The sequence below is a fragment of the Rhodococcus aetherivorans genome (assembly GCF_025722975.1).
GTDB classification, from domain to species: domain Bacteria; phylum Actinomycetota; class Actinomycetes; order Mycobacteriales; family Mycobacteriaceae; genus Rhodococcus; species Rhodococcus aetherivorans.
Genome location: NZ_CP106982.1, coordinates 4345921 through 4361158, shown reverse-complemented (window position 1 = coordinate 4361158; position 15238 = coordinate 4345921). Strand labels below are relative to the sequence as shown.

14 protein-coding genes are annotated in these 15238 nt (G+C 71.1%); all 14 read left to right on the top strand.

Annotated features, from left to right (window positions below; genetic code table 11):
- The first annotated feature begins 347 nt into the window (after positions 1-347).
- The 14 genes from OCS65_RS19755 (at position 348) to OCS65_RS19690 (ending at position 15067) form a co-directional block, all read left to right on the top strand.
- On the top strand, positions 348-1631 hold the full coding sequence (locus OCS65_RS19755) for an aromatic ring-hydroxylating oxygenase subunit alpha (RefSeq protein WP_006944801.1): 1284 nt from the start codon (positions 348-350) through the stop codon (positions 1629-1631).
- A 13-nt stretch (positions 1632-1644) separates the two neighbouring features.
- Positions 1645-2235, top strand: a complete 591-nt coding sequence (locus OCS65_RS19750; RefSeq protein WP_006944802.1) for an aromatic-ring-hydroxylating dioxygenase subunit beta — start codon at positions 1645-1647, stop codon at positions 2233-2235.
- Between the two features lie 10 nt (positions 2236-2245).
- Positions 2246-2521 carry a hypothetical protein gene (locus OCS65_RS19745; RefSeq protein WP_029542639.1) on the top strand — a complete coding sequence of 92 codons (276 nt, stop codon included), beginning with the start codon at positions 2246-2248 and terminating at the stop codon, positions 2519-2521.
- Positions 2518-3225, top strand: a complete 708-nt coding sequence (locus OCS65_RS19740; RefSeq protein ID WP_029542640.1) for a type 1 glutamine amidotransferase — start codon at positions 2518-2520, stop codon at positions 3223-3225. Before OCS65_RS19745 ends, OCS65_RS19740 begins: the two co-directional genes overlap by 4 nt.
- The gene (locus OCS65_RS19735) at positions 3215-4198 is read left to right on the top strand and encodes an NAD(P)/FAD-dependent oxidoreductase (protein ID WP_029542643.1); all 984 of its coding nucleotides are present in this window, start codon (positions 3215-3217) and stop codon (positions 4196-4198) included. Before OCS65_RS19740 ends, OCS65_RS19735 begins: the two co-directional genes overlap by 11 nt.
- Positions 4199-4217: 19 nt before the next feature.
- Positions 4218-4550: a ferredoxin gene (gene fdxA / locus OCS65_RS19730; RefSeq protein WP_263507467.1), complete on the top strand. Its 333-nt coding sequence runs from the start codon at positions 4218-4220 to the stop codon at positions 4548-4550.
- Between the two features lie 31 nt (positions 4551-4581).
- Positions 4582-6075, top strand: a complete 1494-nt coding sequence (locus OCS65_RS19725; RefSeq protein WP_029542647.1) for a glutamine synthetase family protein — start codon at positions 4582-4584, stop codon at positions 6073-6075.
- A gap of 36 nt (positions 6076-6111) precedes the next feature.
- Positions 6112-7479: a styrene monooxygenase/indole monooxygenase family protein gene (locus OCS65_RS19720; protein ID WP_263507466.1), complete on the top strand. Its 1368-nt coding sequence runs from the start codon at positions 6112-6114 to the stop codon at positions 7477-7479.
- Positions 7476-8633 carry a M24 family metallopeptidase gene (locus OCS65_RS19715; protein WP_263507465.1) on the top strand — a complete coding sequence of 386 codons (1158 nt, stop codon included), beginning with the start codon at positions 7476-7478 and terminating at the stop codon, positions 8631-8633. Before OCS65_RS19720 ends, OCS65_RS19715 begins: the two co-directional genes overlap by 4 nt.
- Positions 8634-8649: 16 nt before the next feature.
- Positions 8650-10449: a hydantoinase B/oxoprolinase family protein gene (locus tag OCS65_RS19710; protein WP_065922788.1), complete on the top strand. Its 1800-nt coding sequence runs from the start codon at positions 8650-8652 to the stop codon at positions 10447-10449.
- Between the two features lie 2 nt (positions 10450-10451).
- Positions 10452-12536 carry a hydantoinase/oxoprolinase family protein gene (locus OCS65_RS19705; RefSeq protein ID WP_037200721.1) on the top strand — a complete coding sequence of 695 codons (2085 nt, stop codon included), beginning with the start codon at positions 10452-10454 and terminating at the stop codon, positions 12534-12536.
- Between the two features lie 68 nt (positions 12537-12604).
- Positions 12605-13747: a LuxR C-terminal-related transcriptional regulator gene (locus OCS65_RS19700; protein WP_139310991.1), complete on the top strand. Its 1143-nt coding sequence runs from the start codon at positions 12605-12607 to the stop codon at positions 13745-13747.
- Positions 13744-14532, top strand: coding sequence for an SDR family oxidoreductase (locus OCS65_RS19695; RefSeq protein WP_203329390.1), 789 nt, complete (start codon positions 13744-13746; stop codon positions 14530-14532). The genes OCS65_RS19700 and OCS65_RS19695 overlap by 4 nt, the downstream gene beginning before the upstream one ends.
- Positions 14533-14536: 4 nt before the next feature.
- Positions 14537-15067, top strand: a complete 531-nt coding sequence (locus OCS65_RS19690; protein WP_006933107.1) for a flavin reductase family protein — start codon at positions 14537-14539, stop codon at positions 15065-15067.
- The last annotated feature ends 171 nt before the right edge of the window (positions 15068-15238 follow it).

The window sequence follows — 15238 nt, the reverse complement described above, 5'->3', positions numbered from 1 at the left end:
CTCGAGGGCGGCCGTGCCCGGTGCGCCACCGCGCGTTGACAGCGACTGTGACCTGGGGCACAATCATGCCCACGTCCGGCGGGTGTCGTAACCCCGCCGTAATCGGCCGTCGTGCCGCGACCCGTCATGGGTCCGTTCTGTAAATCTCTTGTTACACACGGGATTTCTGGTGTCGTTCGACCCTTGCGGGCCGGTGAATACCCCTCCTGGGAGGGATACCGAGCCCCGTGCGGCCCGGCCAGGATTAACCCGACGCGAACGCAATCCGACGCGATCGGAAACCGCCCGAACCTCGGGCGACGACGAACGATCCCGCCACGTGACGCCTCGGCGAAAGGGCAAGAGCCATGACCGTGAGTTCCACCCACTCGTACGACGAGCTGGTGCAGCACGACCGGGTGCACCGCACGCTGTACACCGACCCGTCGATCTTCGACGACGAGATGCGCCGCGTCTTCGGCCGCACCTGGGTGTACCTCGCGCACGAGAGTCAGGTCCCCACTCCCAACAGCTACCGCACCGGCTACCTGGGTCTGCGCCCCATCATCGTCACCCGAGACCGGGCCGGCGAGCTGCACGCCCTGTTCAACCGCTGCACCCACCGGGCCGCCACCGTCTGCCGCGACGAGAGCGGCACCGCCAAGAACTTCCAATGCCCGTATCATGGCTGGACTTTCAAGAACACCGGGCAGCTCGTGGGGGTGCCGTGGCCCGACGCGTACGGACCGGACTTCGAGCGCACCGACCTGAACCTCGGCGTGGTGCCGAGGGTGGAGAGCTACCGCGGCTTCGTCTTCGGCACCCTCAACGCCGATGCGCCGCCGCTCGCCGAGCATCTCGGCCCGGTCCGCGAACCCCTCGACTACTGGATCGACCGCGCCCCGGGTGGTGAGGTGTTCCTCCGCAACTCCGCGCACCGCATGGTCTACCGCGGCAACTGGAAGCTGGCGTACGACAACGCCGGCGACGGATACCATCCGGCGTTCTCGCACCGCTCCCTGCTGCAGATGGCCGAACGGCTCGGCGAGTCCAAGGACATGACGTACTTCGGCCGCACCCCCGACCGCGGCCCCATGTACGTGCAGTACCTCGGCAACGGACACACCTTCATCGACCAGCGCCCCAGCTACGACGGCCCCGGCGCGTTCTGGGCCAACCAGCGCCCGCAACCCGGGAGGGAGGTGTTCGAGGAGCTGATCCGCAGCGAGTACCCCGACGACGCGCTGCGCTACCTCGACCTGACCGTCGGCGCCCAGATCAACCTCAACATCTTCCCGAACCTGCTCATCATCGGGAACCAGGTGCAGGTGATCGAGCCGCTCGCCGTGGACCGTACCCAGCTCACCTGGTACGCCACCACCGTCGGCGGTGTCCCGGACGAGGTCAACGTCCTGCGCATGCGCACCCAGGAGGACTTCCCGGCCTTCGGCGAACCCGACGACCAGGCCAACTTCGAGGAGGCCCAGCGCGGCCTGAGCATCCCGGAGGTCGCATGGGTGCAGATGAACCGCGGATTCGGTGTGGAGGGCCGGCAGAAGGTCGACGCCGACGGCGTCGTGACCGGGCCGGTGACCGACGAGCTGCACATGCGCGGCTACTACCAGGAATGGCTCCGGCTGATGAGCCGGTGAAGGGACACGAGAGATGACCGTGCAGAGCAACGAACGCCACGACACTTCCCGGTACTCGTACTACCTGGACTCCGCCTACTACGACCACCTGGCCGAGCTGATGGGGGCCTGGCAGGAGGACTGGAGCGAACCCGATCCGCGGGTGCGCTCCGAGGTCGAGAACCTGCTCTACCGGGAGGCGCGCCTGATCGACGACGGCCGCTTCAACGACTGGGTGGAGCTGTTCACCGACGAATGCCTCTACTGGGTGCCCACCACCCCCGGCGGCGGCGACCCCCGGCGCGAGGTGTCCCACGCCTTCGACGACCGTCGCCGGCTGATGGACCGGATCTACTGGCTGCGCACCGGACTCGCGTTCTGCCAGATCCCGTCGTCGCGCACCCGGCGGCTCGTCACCAACGTCGAGGTCCTCGACACACCCGACCGCCGGCTCGTGCGATCGAACTTCCTGATCACCGAGTTCCGGGCGGGCACGACCAAGACGTACGCCGGCTGGTGCGGGCACGAACTCGTCCGCCGGGACGAGCAGTGGCGGATCGCGGTCAAGCAGGTCAACCTCGTCGACTGCGAACACGGCCACGAGAACCTGACCCTCGTCCTCTGACGGGCCCGCCATGACCGACAACACCGAACTCGACCGCCTGCGCGCCGAGGTGGACCGGCTCACGCGGCGCGTCGACCGCCTCGACCGCGAGCTCGCCGCCCACCGGCAGGTCGCCGACGCGATCCGGCGCGCGCAGTTCTGGGACTTCACCCCCTACGAACTCGTCCCGGACGGCAGCTGGATCGCCGTCGACCGCGCCGACGCCGTCGCCCTGCTGCGCGCCCTCGCCGCCACCGACCACTGGCGACCGTGGACACACACTCTGGAACCCCGAGGTGCCGTATGAAACCCCTGCTCGTCGTCGCCCACGTCGACGACCCCGACCTGACCGTCCTCGGCGACGTCGTGCGCGATCACGGCGTCCCGATCCGGATCGTCCGCCCCTTCCGCGGCGACGTGCTGCCCGCGCCGGACGAGGCCGCCGCGGTGATCTGCCTGGGCGGTAAGGAGTCCGCCGACGACCCGCACGACTACCTGCTGCGCGAACGGGACTTCCTGCGCACCGCCGCGGCCGGCGACGTGCCCACGCTCGGGATCTGCCTCGGCTCCCAACTGCTCGCCCTCGCGCTCGGCGGCACGGCGGTGCGCGGCAGCGACCGTGCCGAGGTCGGCTTCGTCGACGTCACCGCCTGCGGGGCGGGGCTGGATCACCCCGTCGATTTCACCGGCACCCGGTTCTCCTTCCACTGGGACACCTTCCAGCTGCCGCCCGACGTGACCGTCCTGGCCCGGTCCCGGGACTTCGTGCAGGCCTTCGCGTTCCGCTCCGCCATCGGGGTGCAGTACCACCCCGAGAGCTCCGTCGACGGCATCGCCGGGCTCATGGCCGGCGAGCCGGACAAGGTCCGCGCCGCCGGCGCCGACCCCGACGAAATCCGTTACAAGGCACCGGAGTTCGCCGATCCCTCCCGTGATCACCTCGCCGACCTCGTCGAGCACCTGCTCGCCCCGGCGCTGTGCCCGAGTCCCGGAGCCGGTCATGAACACTGACGCCGACCTGCTCATCCTCGGTGCCGGCCCCACCGGCCTGTACGCCGCCTACTACGCCCGCATCCGCGGCCTGCGCACCGTCGTCGTCGACGCGCTCCCCGAGCTCGGCGGCCAGGTCGCCGCGCTCTACCCGGAGAAGGAGATCTACGACGTCGCCGGCCTGCCCGCGGTGAAGGGCAAGGACCTCGTCCGGCAGCTCGTCGAGCAGGCCGGCGACGACGTCGAGTACCTCCTCGGCCGGCAGGCCGTGGACCTCGATCGCGACGGCGACGTGCTCACCGTCCGCACCGACGACGACGAGCGCATCCGCACCCGCGCCGTCCTCGTCGCCGGTGGCATCGGGTCCTTCCGGCCCCGGCCCCTCGACGCCGCCGACAGGTACGCCGGGCGCGGCGCCGCGTACTTCGTCACCGACCTCGGCGACTACCGCGACCGCGACGTCGTGGTCGTCGGCGGCGGGGACTCGGCCCTCGACTGGGCGCTCGCCCTCCATCCGATCGCCGGGTCCGTCACCCTCGTGCACCGCCGCGACCGCTTCCGCGCGCACGCCGCGTCGGTGGACGAACTACGCCGCCGCGGTGCGACCATCCACACCAACGCCGAGGTCACCGCCGCACACGGCACCGACAGTCTCGAACTCGTCGAGGTCCTGCGCCACGAGCACGGCGACACCGTGCGGCTGCCGGCGCAGAAGCTGATCGCCGCGCTCGGCTTCACCGCCCAGCTCGGGCCGCTGCGCACCTGGGGCCTCGAACTCCACGGTCAGCACATCGTGGTCGGCCGCGACATGGCCACCAACGTCCCCGGCGTCTACGCCGCCGGCGACATCGCCGAGTACCCCGGCAAGGTGCGGCTGATGTCCGTCGGCTTCGGTGAGGCCGCGACCGCCGTCAACCACATCGCGCACCGCATCGACGACGATGCGCCGCTGTTCCCCGGCCACTCCACCGACGCCGGCCCCGTCCCGAGCTGACGCACCCCCAGGAGGAACCGTGCCGTACTTCATCGGAGAACCCTGCACCGACGTCATGGACAAGTCGTGCATGGAGGAATGCCCCGTCGACGCCATCTACGAGGGCGCCCGCAAGCTCTACATCCACCCGTTCGAATGCGTCGACTGCGGTGCCTGCCAATCGGTCTGCCCGATGGAGGCCATCTCGAACGACCGCCGGGTGGACGAGACCACCCGCATCCATCTCGAGGACAACGCCGTCTTCTTCAGTGCGGTGCTGCCCGGGCGCGACGTCCCGCTCGGCTCCCCGGGCGGGGCGGTGCACACCGGCCCGATCGGGGTCGACACCCCACTCGTCGCGGCACGCGACTGACCCCACGAACCCACCCCTCACGGAGGACCGCATGTCCACTTCAGCCAAGTTCGTCGCCCGCCACGCCCTGTACGACGCCGCGCAGCAGGAGGCGGCCGACCGCGCCCGGAACCTTCTCGCGGAGAAGGGCATCGAGATGGTCCGCCTGGCCTGGCCGGATCAGCACGGCCTGATCCGCGGCAAGACGATGACCGTCGACAGCTACCTGGCGGCGCTCGAGTCCGGCACCGAGATCACCATGGCGCCGTTCTTCTTCGACACCGCCAACGCCATCGTCTTCAACCCGTTCAGCCCCGGCGGCGGGTTCGACATGCCCGAGCTGTCCGGCAGCCCGAACCTCACCATGGTTCCGGACCCCACCACCTTCCGGGTGCTGCCGTGGGCGCCGGACACCGGCTGGGTGCTGTGCGACCTGTACTTCCGCGACGGCAGCCCCTTCCCGTTCTCCCCCCGCAGCATCCTGCGCAACACCCTCGCCCAGCTCGAAAGCGCCGGCTACCACCTGATCACCGGCCTCGAGGTCGAGTGGTATCTCACCCGCGTCCTCGACGACAAGCTCGTCACCGGCTCCCTCGGTGCCCCCGGGATGCCCGCCGACCCGCCGGAGGTCGCGGCCGTCGCCCGCGGCTACAACTACCTCCTCGAATCGCATCTCGACGAGATCGACGACGTGCTGCGCCCGGTGCGACAGGCCGTCACCGCGCTCGGGCTGCCGCTGCGCTCGATCGACGACGAGTGGGCGCCGAGCCAGGTCGAGACCACCTTCGACGTGCTCGAGGGCATGGCCGCCGCGGATTCGATGCTGCTGTTCCGCTCCGCCGTCAAGCAGATCTGCCGCCGCGGTGGCTACCTCGCCTCCTTCATGTCCACCCCGGGCATCCCCGGCTTCTACGCCAGCGGCTGGCACCTGCACACCTCCCTGGTCGACACCGTCACCGGCGAGAACGTCATGGTGCCGGGGGAGGGGGAGCTGCTGTCCGACATCGGCCGGCACTACGTCGGCGGCACCCTGGCCCACGCCGCCGCCGCGTCGCCGTTCATGACGCCCACGATCAACGGGTACCGCCGCCGTCGCCCGTACTCCCTGGCCCCGGACCGGCTGACGTGGGGCCTGGACAACCGGGCCGCGATGATGCGCGTCATCAGCGCTCCCGGTGACAAGGCCTCACATGTCGAGAACCGCGTCGGCGAGCCCGCCGCCAACCCGTACCTGTACATCGCGGCGCAGGCCGCCGCGGGGCTCGACGGCATCAAGAACAAGACCGAGCCGGGTGCCCCGTCGGTGGATCCGTACGCCGCCGACGTTCCGCGCCTGCCCACGAGCCTGAAGGAAGGGCTCGCGGCCCTGGGGGCGAGCCGGTTCTACCGGGAGGCGTTCGGCGACCGGTTCGTCGACTACCTCGTCACCATGAAGTCCAGCGAGGTCTCGCGCTACGAAGCGCACCTGGCCGAGCAGCCCGACCCGCAGGGCTACGCCGAGACCGTCACCGAGTGGGAACACCGCGAGTACTTCGAACTCTTCTGACCACCGCTCCACCCACCGGCACAAGGGATGACCGCCATGAGAAGAATCTCCGTGATCGGGGCCGGCCAGGCCGGAACCCTCCTGTCGATGGCCCTGCAGGCCAACGGCTTCCAAGTAGACCTCTACACCGACAAGACCGCCGAGGAGATCCTGCACGAGACCTCCCCGACCGGCACCGCGGCCCTGTTCCACCGCTCGGTCGCCACCGAGCTGCGGCTCGGCTGCCCCGGCTACGACGACAAGGGCGTGCCGATGGACGCCCTGCACGTGTGCTTCAGTCCGAAGATCGGGCAGGAGCTGGTGCACTTCGGCTCCGCGCTCGGCGACGCCGCCGGCGGTGCCGTGGACGTGCGCCGCAAGTCGTACGACCGGATGGTGCGCCTGGCCGAACTCGGCGGCAACATCGTCGTGACATCGGTGCAGCCCGACGACCTCGACGACATCGCCGCCGGCAGCGACCTGACCGTCGTCTCCACCGGCAAGTACGGATTGTCGTCGCTGTTCGCCCGCGACGCGCGGCGCAGCGTCTACGACACCCCGCAGCGCAACCTCGCCATGGTGCTCGTGCGCGGCATCCCCACCGACGGCACCGCCTTCCCCAACCGTGTCGAGGGCTCGACGGGCGTGTGCTTCAATCTCTTCGGCGACGCCGGGGAGATCTTCTGGGTGCCGTTCCTGCACAAGTCCGGCGAGAACGTCTGGTGCCTGGTGTTCGAGGCCAAGCCCGGCGGCCCGTTCGACTGCTGGGCCGACGTCACCACCGTCGAGCAGGCCTTCGCGACCGCCTCGCGCCTGGCCCGCGACTACGCCCCGTGGGACTGGCCGTCGATGCGGAACATGGAGCCGATGCTCGACGACCCGCACTCGTGGCTCAAGGGCCGGGTCACCCCGTCCGTGCGCTCCGGGCTGGGCACCACCCCGGGCGGCCGGCCGATGATGAGCCTCGGCGACACGTCCGTCGCCTACGACCCCGTCGCCGGTCAGGGCGCCGGCTCCGGCATCCGGCAGGCCGGGCACTACTTCGACGCCCTCCTCGCCCGCGGCGACGGACCCTTCGACGCCGATTGGATCACCCGCACCTTCGAAGGCGTCTACGAGGAGCACATCGCCGGCACCTACCGGTTCACCAACCTGCTCCTCGAACCGCTCGGCAAGACACCGCAGCGGGTGCTCACCGCGTGCTTCGCCGACCAGCGCCTCGCCACCCGCTTCGCGCAGGTCTTCGACGCACCTCCCACCGCCTTCCCGTGGCTCACCGAGCGCGCGGCCGCCGACCGGTGGATCGGCGAGCACACCGATCGCCGCCCCGGCGCGGTCGTCGCCGCCGGCACCGCGAAGATCCTCGCCGGGCAGGTCCGGAACACGCTGCGCGGCAGCCACTTCCCGCGGGCGGTGAGCGCGTGATCGCCACCCTCGCCGAGCGCGACCGGCGCTGGCGGCTGCTGCACGAGCGGATGGAGCGCGACGGTTACGACGCGCTGCTGTTCGCCGCCGCCGACTACCGCGGCCACAAGGGCGCCCTGCGCTACCTCGCCGACTACAACCTCTCGCACCGCTTCGGCTACGCCGTCCTGCACCCCGGCGCCGCGCCCACCCTCGTGCTGCCGAAGAACCTCGAGGGCGGCCGCCGGCCCCGCACCGGCTGGATCGACGACTACGTCTACGCCGAGAAACTCTCCGAGGCGCTCGTCAAGACCCTCACCCGGGGTGCGGCACCGGCCCGCGTCGGCATCGTCGGCATAGGGCAGGTCATGAAGGTCGAGGACTACCTGCACCTCACCGAGGAACTGCCCGGCACCGTGTTCGAGGACGCGAGTGCGATGTTCGAGCAGGTCCGCGCCGTGAAGACGGCCGCCGAGATCCGTGGCGCCGAGGAGTCCGCGTACATCGCCGACCGCTGCTTCGAACGGCTGCTCGAGATCGCCCGCCCCGGCACGACCGAACGCGCCGTCGCCGCCGAGATGTACCGCGTCGCCTACTCGCTCGGCGCCGAGGACCCGCTGTTCCTCACCATGTACGCCGACGACGAGCCGACCGGCCCGTGCCCGACGTTCGGGGCCCCCGGCGGCCGGGAACTCACCGCCCACGACGTGTTCACCTTCAGCTACGAACTCGTCGGGCCCGCCGGCTACTGGATGGAACTGTCCCGCATGGTCACCTTCGCCCCGCCCACGCCGGAGGTGCAGCGCCTCGCCGACGCGGTGTGCTCCGGCCTGGCCGCCGGAAGCGCCGCCCTGCGCCCCGGCACCACGATGTCCGGCGTGCAGCGCGACGTCATCGCCGCGATCGAGCAGCACGGGGTCAGGTCGTCCTACTGGTCCGGCCACGGCCTAGGCCTCGACGTGCTCGAGGAGCCGTGGGTGGGCCTGGAGATGGTGCAGGACAACGAGAACCACGAGGCCGTCACCGCCACCGCCGAGGGCATGGTGATCGCCCTGCACCCCATGCTGTGGGACGCCGACTCCGGCGCCATGGGCTACATGGCCGACACCTGCGTCGTCGAGGCCGGGCGCACCCGCACCCTGTCCAAGTTTCCGACCGAGCTGTACCGGGTCTGAGAGAGGTAGAGCAATCATGACCACCCTGGAACGCCCCACCGCCGGCACGGCGGGCGGCACCGCCATCGACCCGATCCTCGCGTCGGTGCTGCAGCGGCGCGTCGACGCCATCGCCAAGGAGATGGCGACGATGCTGATGCGCTCGTCCCGCTCGCCGATCTTCAACGAGATCGGCGACCTGGTGACGGTGCTGTTCGACAAGCACGGCCGCACCCTCGCCCAGGCCGAGTTCGCCGCCATCATCGCCTTCGGCGCCCAGCCGCCACTCGAATACATCATCGACTACTTCGGCGACGACATCGCCGAAGGCGACGTCATCCTCCACAACGACGTCTACACCGGCGGCAACCAGAACGCCGACACCGGCGTCTACCTGCCCATCTTCCACGAGGGCGAACTCGTCGGCTGGGCCGCCGCCAAGGGCCACATGGCCGACATCGGCGGCATGACCATCGGCGGCTACAACCCCAGCGCCACCGAGATCTGGCAGGAGGCCCTGCGCATCCCGCCCGTGAAGATCATGGCCGGGGGAGTGCTGCGCAAGGACGTGTGGGACTTCGTCGGCGCCAACATCCGCATCGACTTCGTCATGGAGGACATCAAGTCCATGGTCGGCGCGTGCACCGTGGGCTCGCGCCGCCTCGTCGAACTGCTCGGCCGCTACGGCCGCGGCACCTTCGACGCCCACATGGACTACATCCTCGACAGCTCCGAGAAGCAGGTCCGTGCCGAGATCGGCCGCTGGCCCGACGGGGTGTACCACGGCGAGAGCTGGATGATCTCCGACGGCCTCGACCCCACTCGCCGCTACAAGGTCGCCTGCGACATCACCGTCTCCGGCGACGAGGTCACCTTCGACTTCTCCCGCACCGACGATCAGGCCCCCGGCATCACCAACATGCCGCCCGCCTCCGCGATGGGCGCCGTGCGCATCGCGTTCCTCATGCTCGTCGCCGCCGGCGGCATCAACATCCCCACCAACGACGGCCTGTTCCGGCCCGTGCACACCGTGTTCCGGCCCGGCTCGCTGCTCAACCCGCACTTCCCGGCCGCGACCATCTTCGGCAACCAGATGTGCGACGAGGTCGTCGACGCCATCATGTCGGCCCTCGCCGACGCCCTGCCGGACCGCGTCACCGCCGGGTGGAACAAATTCATCTGCACCGCCCTCAACGGCACCGACCCGCGCACCGAACAGCCGTTCGTGACCCTCACCGTGTTCCAGCGCAACGGCCCCGGCGCCATGAAGGGCACCGACGGGTGGGACGCGCTCGGCTTCACCGGCACCGCCGGGCAGATGCGCTCCCCGGACCCGGAGATGTTCGAGCTGTCGAGCCCGCACTTCCTCGAATATCACGAGTACCTACCGGATTCGGCCGGCGCCGGCCAGTGGCGCGGCGGCCTCGGCACCCGCTCGGCGTGGCGCTGCTACGGCGACTCCGAAATCGGCGTCACCATCGGCGAATCCGTCGAATCCGAGGGCGGCGCCCCCGGAGCCGGCCTGTTCGGCGGCGGCCCCTCCGGCATGAACCGCATGACCGTCGAATACCCCGACGGCACCACCCACGAGTGGGGGTCGAAGGAACTCGTCGAGCTCCCGTCCGGCTCGGTGGTCCGCTCCGTCAGCGGCGGCGGCGCCGGCTACGGCGACCCGCTGCTGCGGCCCGCCGACCTCGTCGCCGACGAGGTCCGCAACGAACTGCTCTCCGCGGAACAGGCCCGCATCCGCTACGGCGTCGTCGTCGACGCCGCCACCCGCACCCTCGACGCCGAGGCAACCGCTCAGCTGCGCAACACCCGGAAAGGCGGACAGTGACCATGTCGGCAACACCCAGCATCCGCATCGGAGTCGACGTCGGTGGCACCTTCACCGACTTCCTCGTCGTCCACGAGGACGGCACCCGGCTCGTGCACAAGACCAGCTCCATCCCCTCCGACCCGTCCACCGCGGTCGTCAAGGGCCTGACCGAGATCGCCGAGCGGCGCGGGGAGACCCTCACCGGCCTGCTCGCGCAGGTCCACACCATCGTGCACGGCACCACCGTCACCACCAACGCCCTGCTCACCCGCACCGGCGCCAAGACCGGCCTGCTCACCACCGAGGGCTTCCGCGACGTGCTGCAGATGCGCGACGGCACCCGCGAGGACGCCTACGACAACCGGCTCACGCCGCCGGCGCCGCTCGTGCCCCGGGCGCTGCGCCGGCCCGTCGGCGGCCGCCTCGACCACGAGGGCACCGAGGTCACCCCGCTCGCCACCGACGACGTGCGTGCCGCCGCCGAACTGTTCCGGCGCGAGGGCGTCGAGGCCGTGGCGGTGTCGTTCATGCACTCGCACGCCGGCGACGAGCACGAACGACAGGCCGCCGACATCCTCGCCGCCGAGCTGCCCGGCGTGTACCTGACCCGCTCGAGCGAGCTGCTGCCGCAGGTGCGCTACTACGACCGCACCAGCACCGCCGTGCTCAATTCCTATGCGGGACCGATCATCACGCGCTACCTTCGGGTGCTCACCGAGGCGCTCGACGCGGCGGGATTCACCGGCATCCTGCTGCTCATGCAGTCCAACGGCGGCGTCGCCACCCCCGACGAGCTGGCCCGCCGTGCCGCCCTGTCGCTGCTGTCCGGCCCGGCGTCCGGGCCCACCGCCGGCCTGCTCGAGGTCGCCCCGCACGGCTGGGACCGCTGCCTGACCGTCGACATGGGCGGCACCAGCTTCGACGCCGCCGTCGTCAACGACGGCCGGCCGCTCGTGATGACCGACGGGCAGATCGACCGCGGCCGCATCGCCCTGCCCATGGTCGACATCCACACCATCGGCGCCGGCGGCGGCAGCATCGCCTACGTCGACGAGGGCGGCCTGCTGCGCGTCGGCCCCGAGAGCGCCGGCGCCGTCCCCGGACCCGCCTGCTACGGCCGCGGCGGCACCCGCGCTACCGTCACCGACGCCGACGTCGTCCTCGGCTACGTCGACCCCGCGAGCTTCCTCGGCGGCGACATCCCCCTCGACCGGGAGGCCTCGATCGAGGCGATCCGCCGCGACGTCGCCGAACCCCTCGGCATCTCCGTCGAGGAGGCCGCCGCCGGCATCTACGACGTCGTCAACGTCGGCATGGCCGCCGGTGTCCGGGAGATCACCGTCCGCCGCGGTCTCGACGCCCGCGACTTCCCGATCGTCGTCGCCGGGGGAGCCGGGCCCGTCCACGCCGCCGCCATCGCCCGCGAACTCGAGATCCCCGTGCTCGTCACCCCGCGCGAGTCGTCGATCTTCTGCGCCGCCGGCATGCTCGTGTGCGACTTCCAGCACGACTTCGTGCAGAGCCACAAGGCCGAACTCGCCGCCCTCGACACCGGAGAACTCCTCGGGATCTGGCACGACATGGCCATGCGCGGCCGCAAGATCCTCGCCGAGGAAGGCGTCGCCGACACCGAGGTGACCCTGCAACCCTCGCTGGACATGCGCTACCGCGGCCAGTGGTACGAGATCAACGTGCCGCTCGACCCGTCGTCCCTCGACGGCGTCGACCTCGCCGACGTCGCCGAGCGGTTCCACGCCATGCACGACACCCTGTTCGGCTACCGCTCCCCGGACATGCCGATCGACGTGCTCAACATCCGGCTCAGCGTCGTCGGCACCACCCCCAAGCCGCGCCTCGACAGCGCCGTCGTGCCCACCGGCGACGGCACCGGGCGGATCGGCACCCGCCCGATCTGGTCGGTGCTGCACCGGACGATGGTCGAGGCCGCGGTGTACGACGGGCACGGCCTCGGCGTGGGCGCACACTTGGAGGGGCCGGCGATCATCGAACTGGGCACCAGCAGCGTCGTGGTGCCCGACGAGTTCGCCGTCGAGGTCGACGACCGCGGGTCGTTCGTCCTCCGCTACCGGCCGGCGGCGTCCTGAACGCCGGGCGGGTTGCCGATACGAGGGTGGAGGCCGCCGCACGGGCGGCCGAGGAGGTGCAGGGGGCCATGGACATCGAGTTCCCGTTCGACGGTGACGACGACGATCGCACCGTCGCGACCGATCTCGCCGACGTCGCCGAGTCCCTCCTCGCCGTCGACACGGTCGAGGCGATCCAGGACCTGTGCATGGACCTCGTCCCGCGGGTGCTGCCGTCCCGTGCCTTCGGCATCTACCTGTTCGGCGACTCGCCCGGCCGCACCCCGCTGGCCGCCGCGGAGGGCGTCAGCGAACGCTTCCTGACGCTGTACGAGGAACTCGGCCGCCACCAGGACCCCGTGCTGCGCACGCTCGAGCAACGCCGCCGCCCCACCCACAGCAGCCGGCTGATGAGCGAGAACACGTGGACCGAGTCCCCGTTCTTCCGCGACGTGGCCCGCCTGCACGACATGCGGATGGTGCTCGAGGCGCCCATCATCGAACGCGGCCACGTCGTCGGCACCCTCAACTTCGCCGACAACGACCGGCTCGCGCTGGCGTCGCCCGCGGAGATCGCCGTCGCCGGCGCCCTGGGCCGTCTCGTGGGTGTCGCGGTCACCGAGGTGGCCCGGCGGGAGGCGGCCCGCGCCGTGCAGGACGACCTGTGGGCCGCGCTCGACCTGTCGAGCGAGGCCACGGTCATCCTCGATCTCGCCACCGGGCAACGCCAGGTCAACGCCGCCGCGCGGGCCCTGCTCGGCCGGGTCGGCATCAGCGAGCCCACGCTCTGGCTGACCGGGCTCATCGAAGCCGGCGGGCCCGGCCGCGACGCCGACGCCGGCATGCGGCAGACGTTCGTCCTGGACGTGCGCCTCGACGGGGTGTCCCGGCACCTGCAGGTGCAGAGCTGCGTCACCGACCGGGGCGGCGCCCGCCGCGTCGTGGCACTGCTCGAGCTGTTGCCCGCCGCACCGGGCGTCGCCGCGCTGCCCGACCACCTCGCCTCGCAGCTCTCCGCCCGCGAACGCGAGATCGCCGCCCTCGCCGTCGCGGGCCTGCAGGACCAGCAGATCGCCGAGAAGCTCTTCCTCAGCCGCTACACCGTCAAGCAGTACCTCAAGACCACCTACCGCAAGCTCGGGATCCGATCCCGGCTCGAGCTCACCCGCGCCGCCCTCACCGGCGAACCCGCCGACGACGGACCGCGCCCCACGACCCCGGAGCAGCCATGACCACCACCGCCCCCACTGCCGTCGTCACCGGCGGCGCCACCATGATCGGCGCGGCCGTCGCCGAAGCCCTCGCCAAGGACGGCTGGTCCGTCGCGATCGTCGACGTCGATCCCGCCGGCGGAGCCGTCGCCGACCGGCTGGGCGAGCAGGCGAGCTTCCACCGCACCGACCTCACCGACGACGAAGCCCTCGCCGGCACCGTCGCCGCGATCGCCGACCGTCACGGCGGCATCGACCACCTCGTCAACCTCGCCTGCGTCTACCGCGACAACGGGCCCGCCTCCACCCGCTCCGACTGGCTCGCCACCCTCGACGTCAACGTCGTCAGCGCCGCCGTCCTCACCGGGCTCGCGCTGCCGTGGCTGCGCCGCTCCGACCGGGCCGCCGTCGTCAACTTCACCTCCACCTCCGCGCGCGTCGCGCAGGCCGGGCGCTGGACGTACCCCGTCAGCAAGGCCGCCATGGTCCAGCTCACCCGCAACATGGCCCTCGACCTCGCCGCCGACGGCATCCGCGTCAACTCCGTCTCGCCCGGCTGGACCTGGTCCAACGCCATCGACCAGCTCGCCGGCGGGGACCGCGTCAAGGCCGACCGGGTGGCCGCGCCGCTGCACCTGCTCGGCCGCACCGGCGACCCGGCGGAGGTGGCTGCCGTGGTGCGGTTCCTGCTCTCGCCCGAGGCGTCGTTCGTCACCGGAGCCGACTACGCCGTCGACGGCGGCTACACCGCCATGGGCCCCGAACGGGCCGATCAGCTCATGGCCGAACTCGCCGGACAGGAGTGACGCCATGACCACCCACGGACTCGATCTCCGCGACCTGCGCAACGCCTTCGGTCAGTTCGCCACCGGCGTCACCGTCATCACCGCGCGCGGCGCCGGCGCCCGGCGGGCCGGCATCACCGCGAACTCGCTGACCTCCCTGTCGCTCGATCCGCCCCTGCTGCTGTTCTGCCTCGCCAACCGGGCGCCCAGCTATGAAACATTCTGCACCGCCGAGTATTTCGCAGTCCACGTGCTGGGGGTCGAGCAGCAGGGGCTGTCGCAGCGGTTCTCCCGGCCCGCCGAGGACAAGTTCGCCGGGCTGCCGGTCGACGAGGGGCCCGGCGGGGTGCCGCTGCTCGGCGGATGCCTCGCCCGGTTCGTGTGCACCCGCGAAAATGCTTACGTGGAGGGCGATCACACCATCTTCGTCGGCCGGGTGCGGGAGTACGAACGGGGAGAGGACGAGCCGCTGCTGTTCCACGCCGGCAGTTACCGGCTCGCCGCACCCCGGGAGGCCGTGCCCGGGTGCGTCGCCCGCTCGCCGGCCGCTCGGTAGGGCCGTCAGCCGCGCCGCCTGCCGCACCCGACGGCCGGGCGCGCGTCCATCACTACCGCCACGCCCTGGTCGGACTGTCGTCGACGTCGACGAGCAGGTGGTTCCCCGGGTCTCGGAAGATTCGGTGCCGGAACATCACTCGAATCATCGCCACCGGAACGCCCCTCCTGT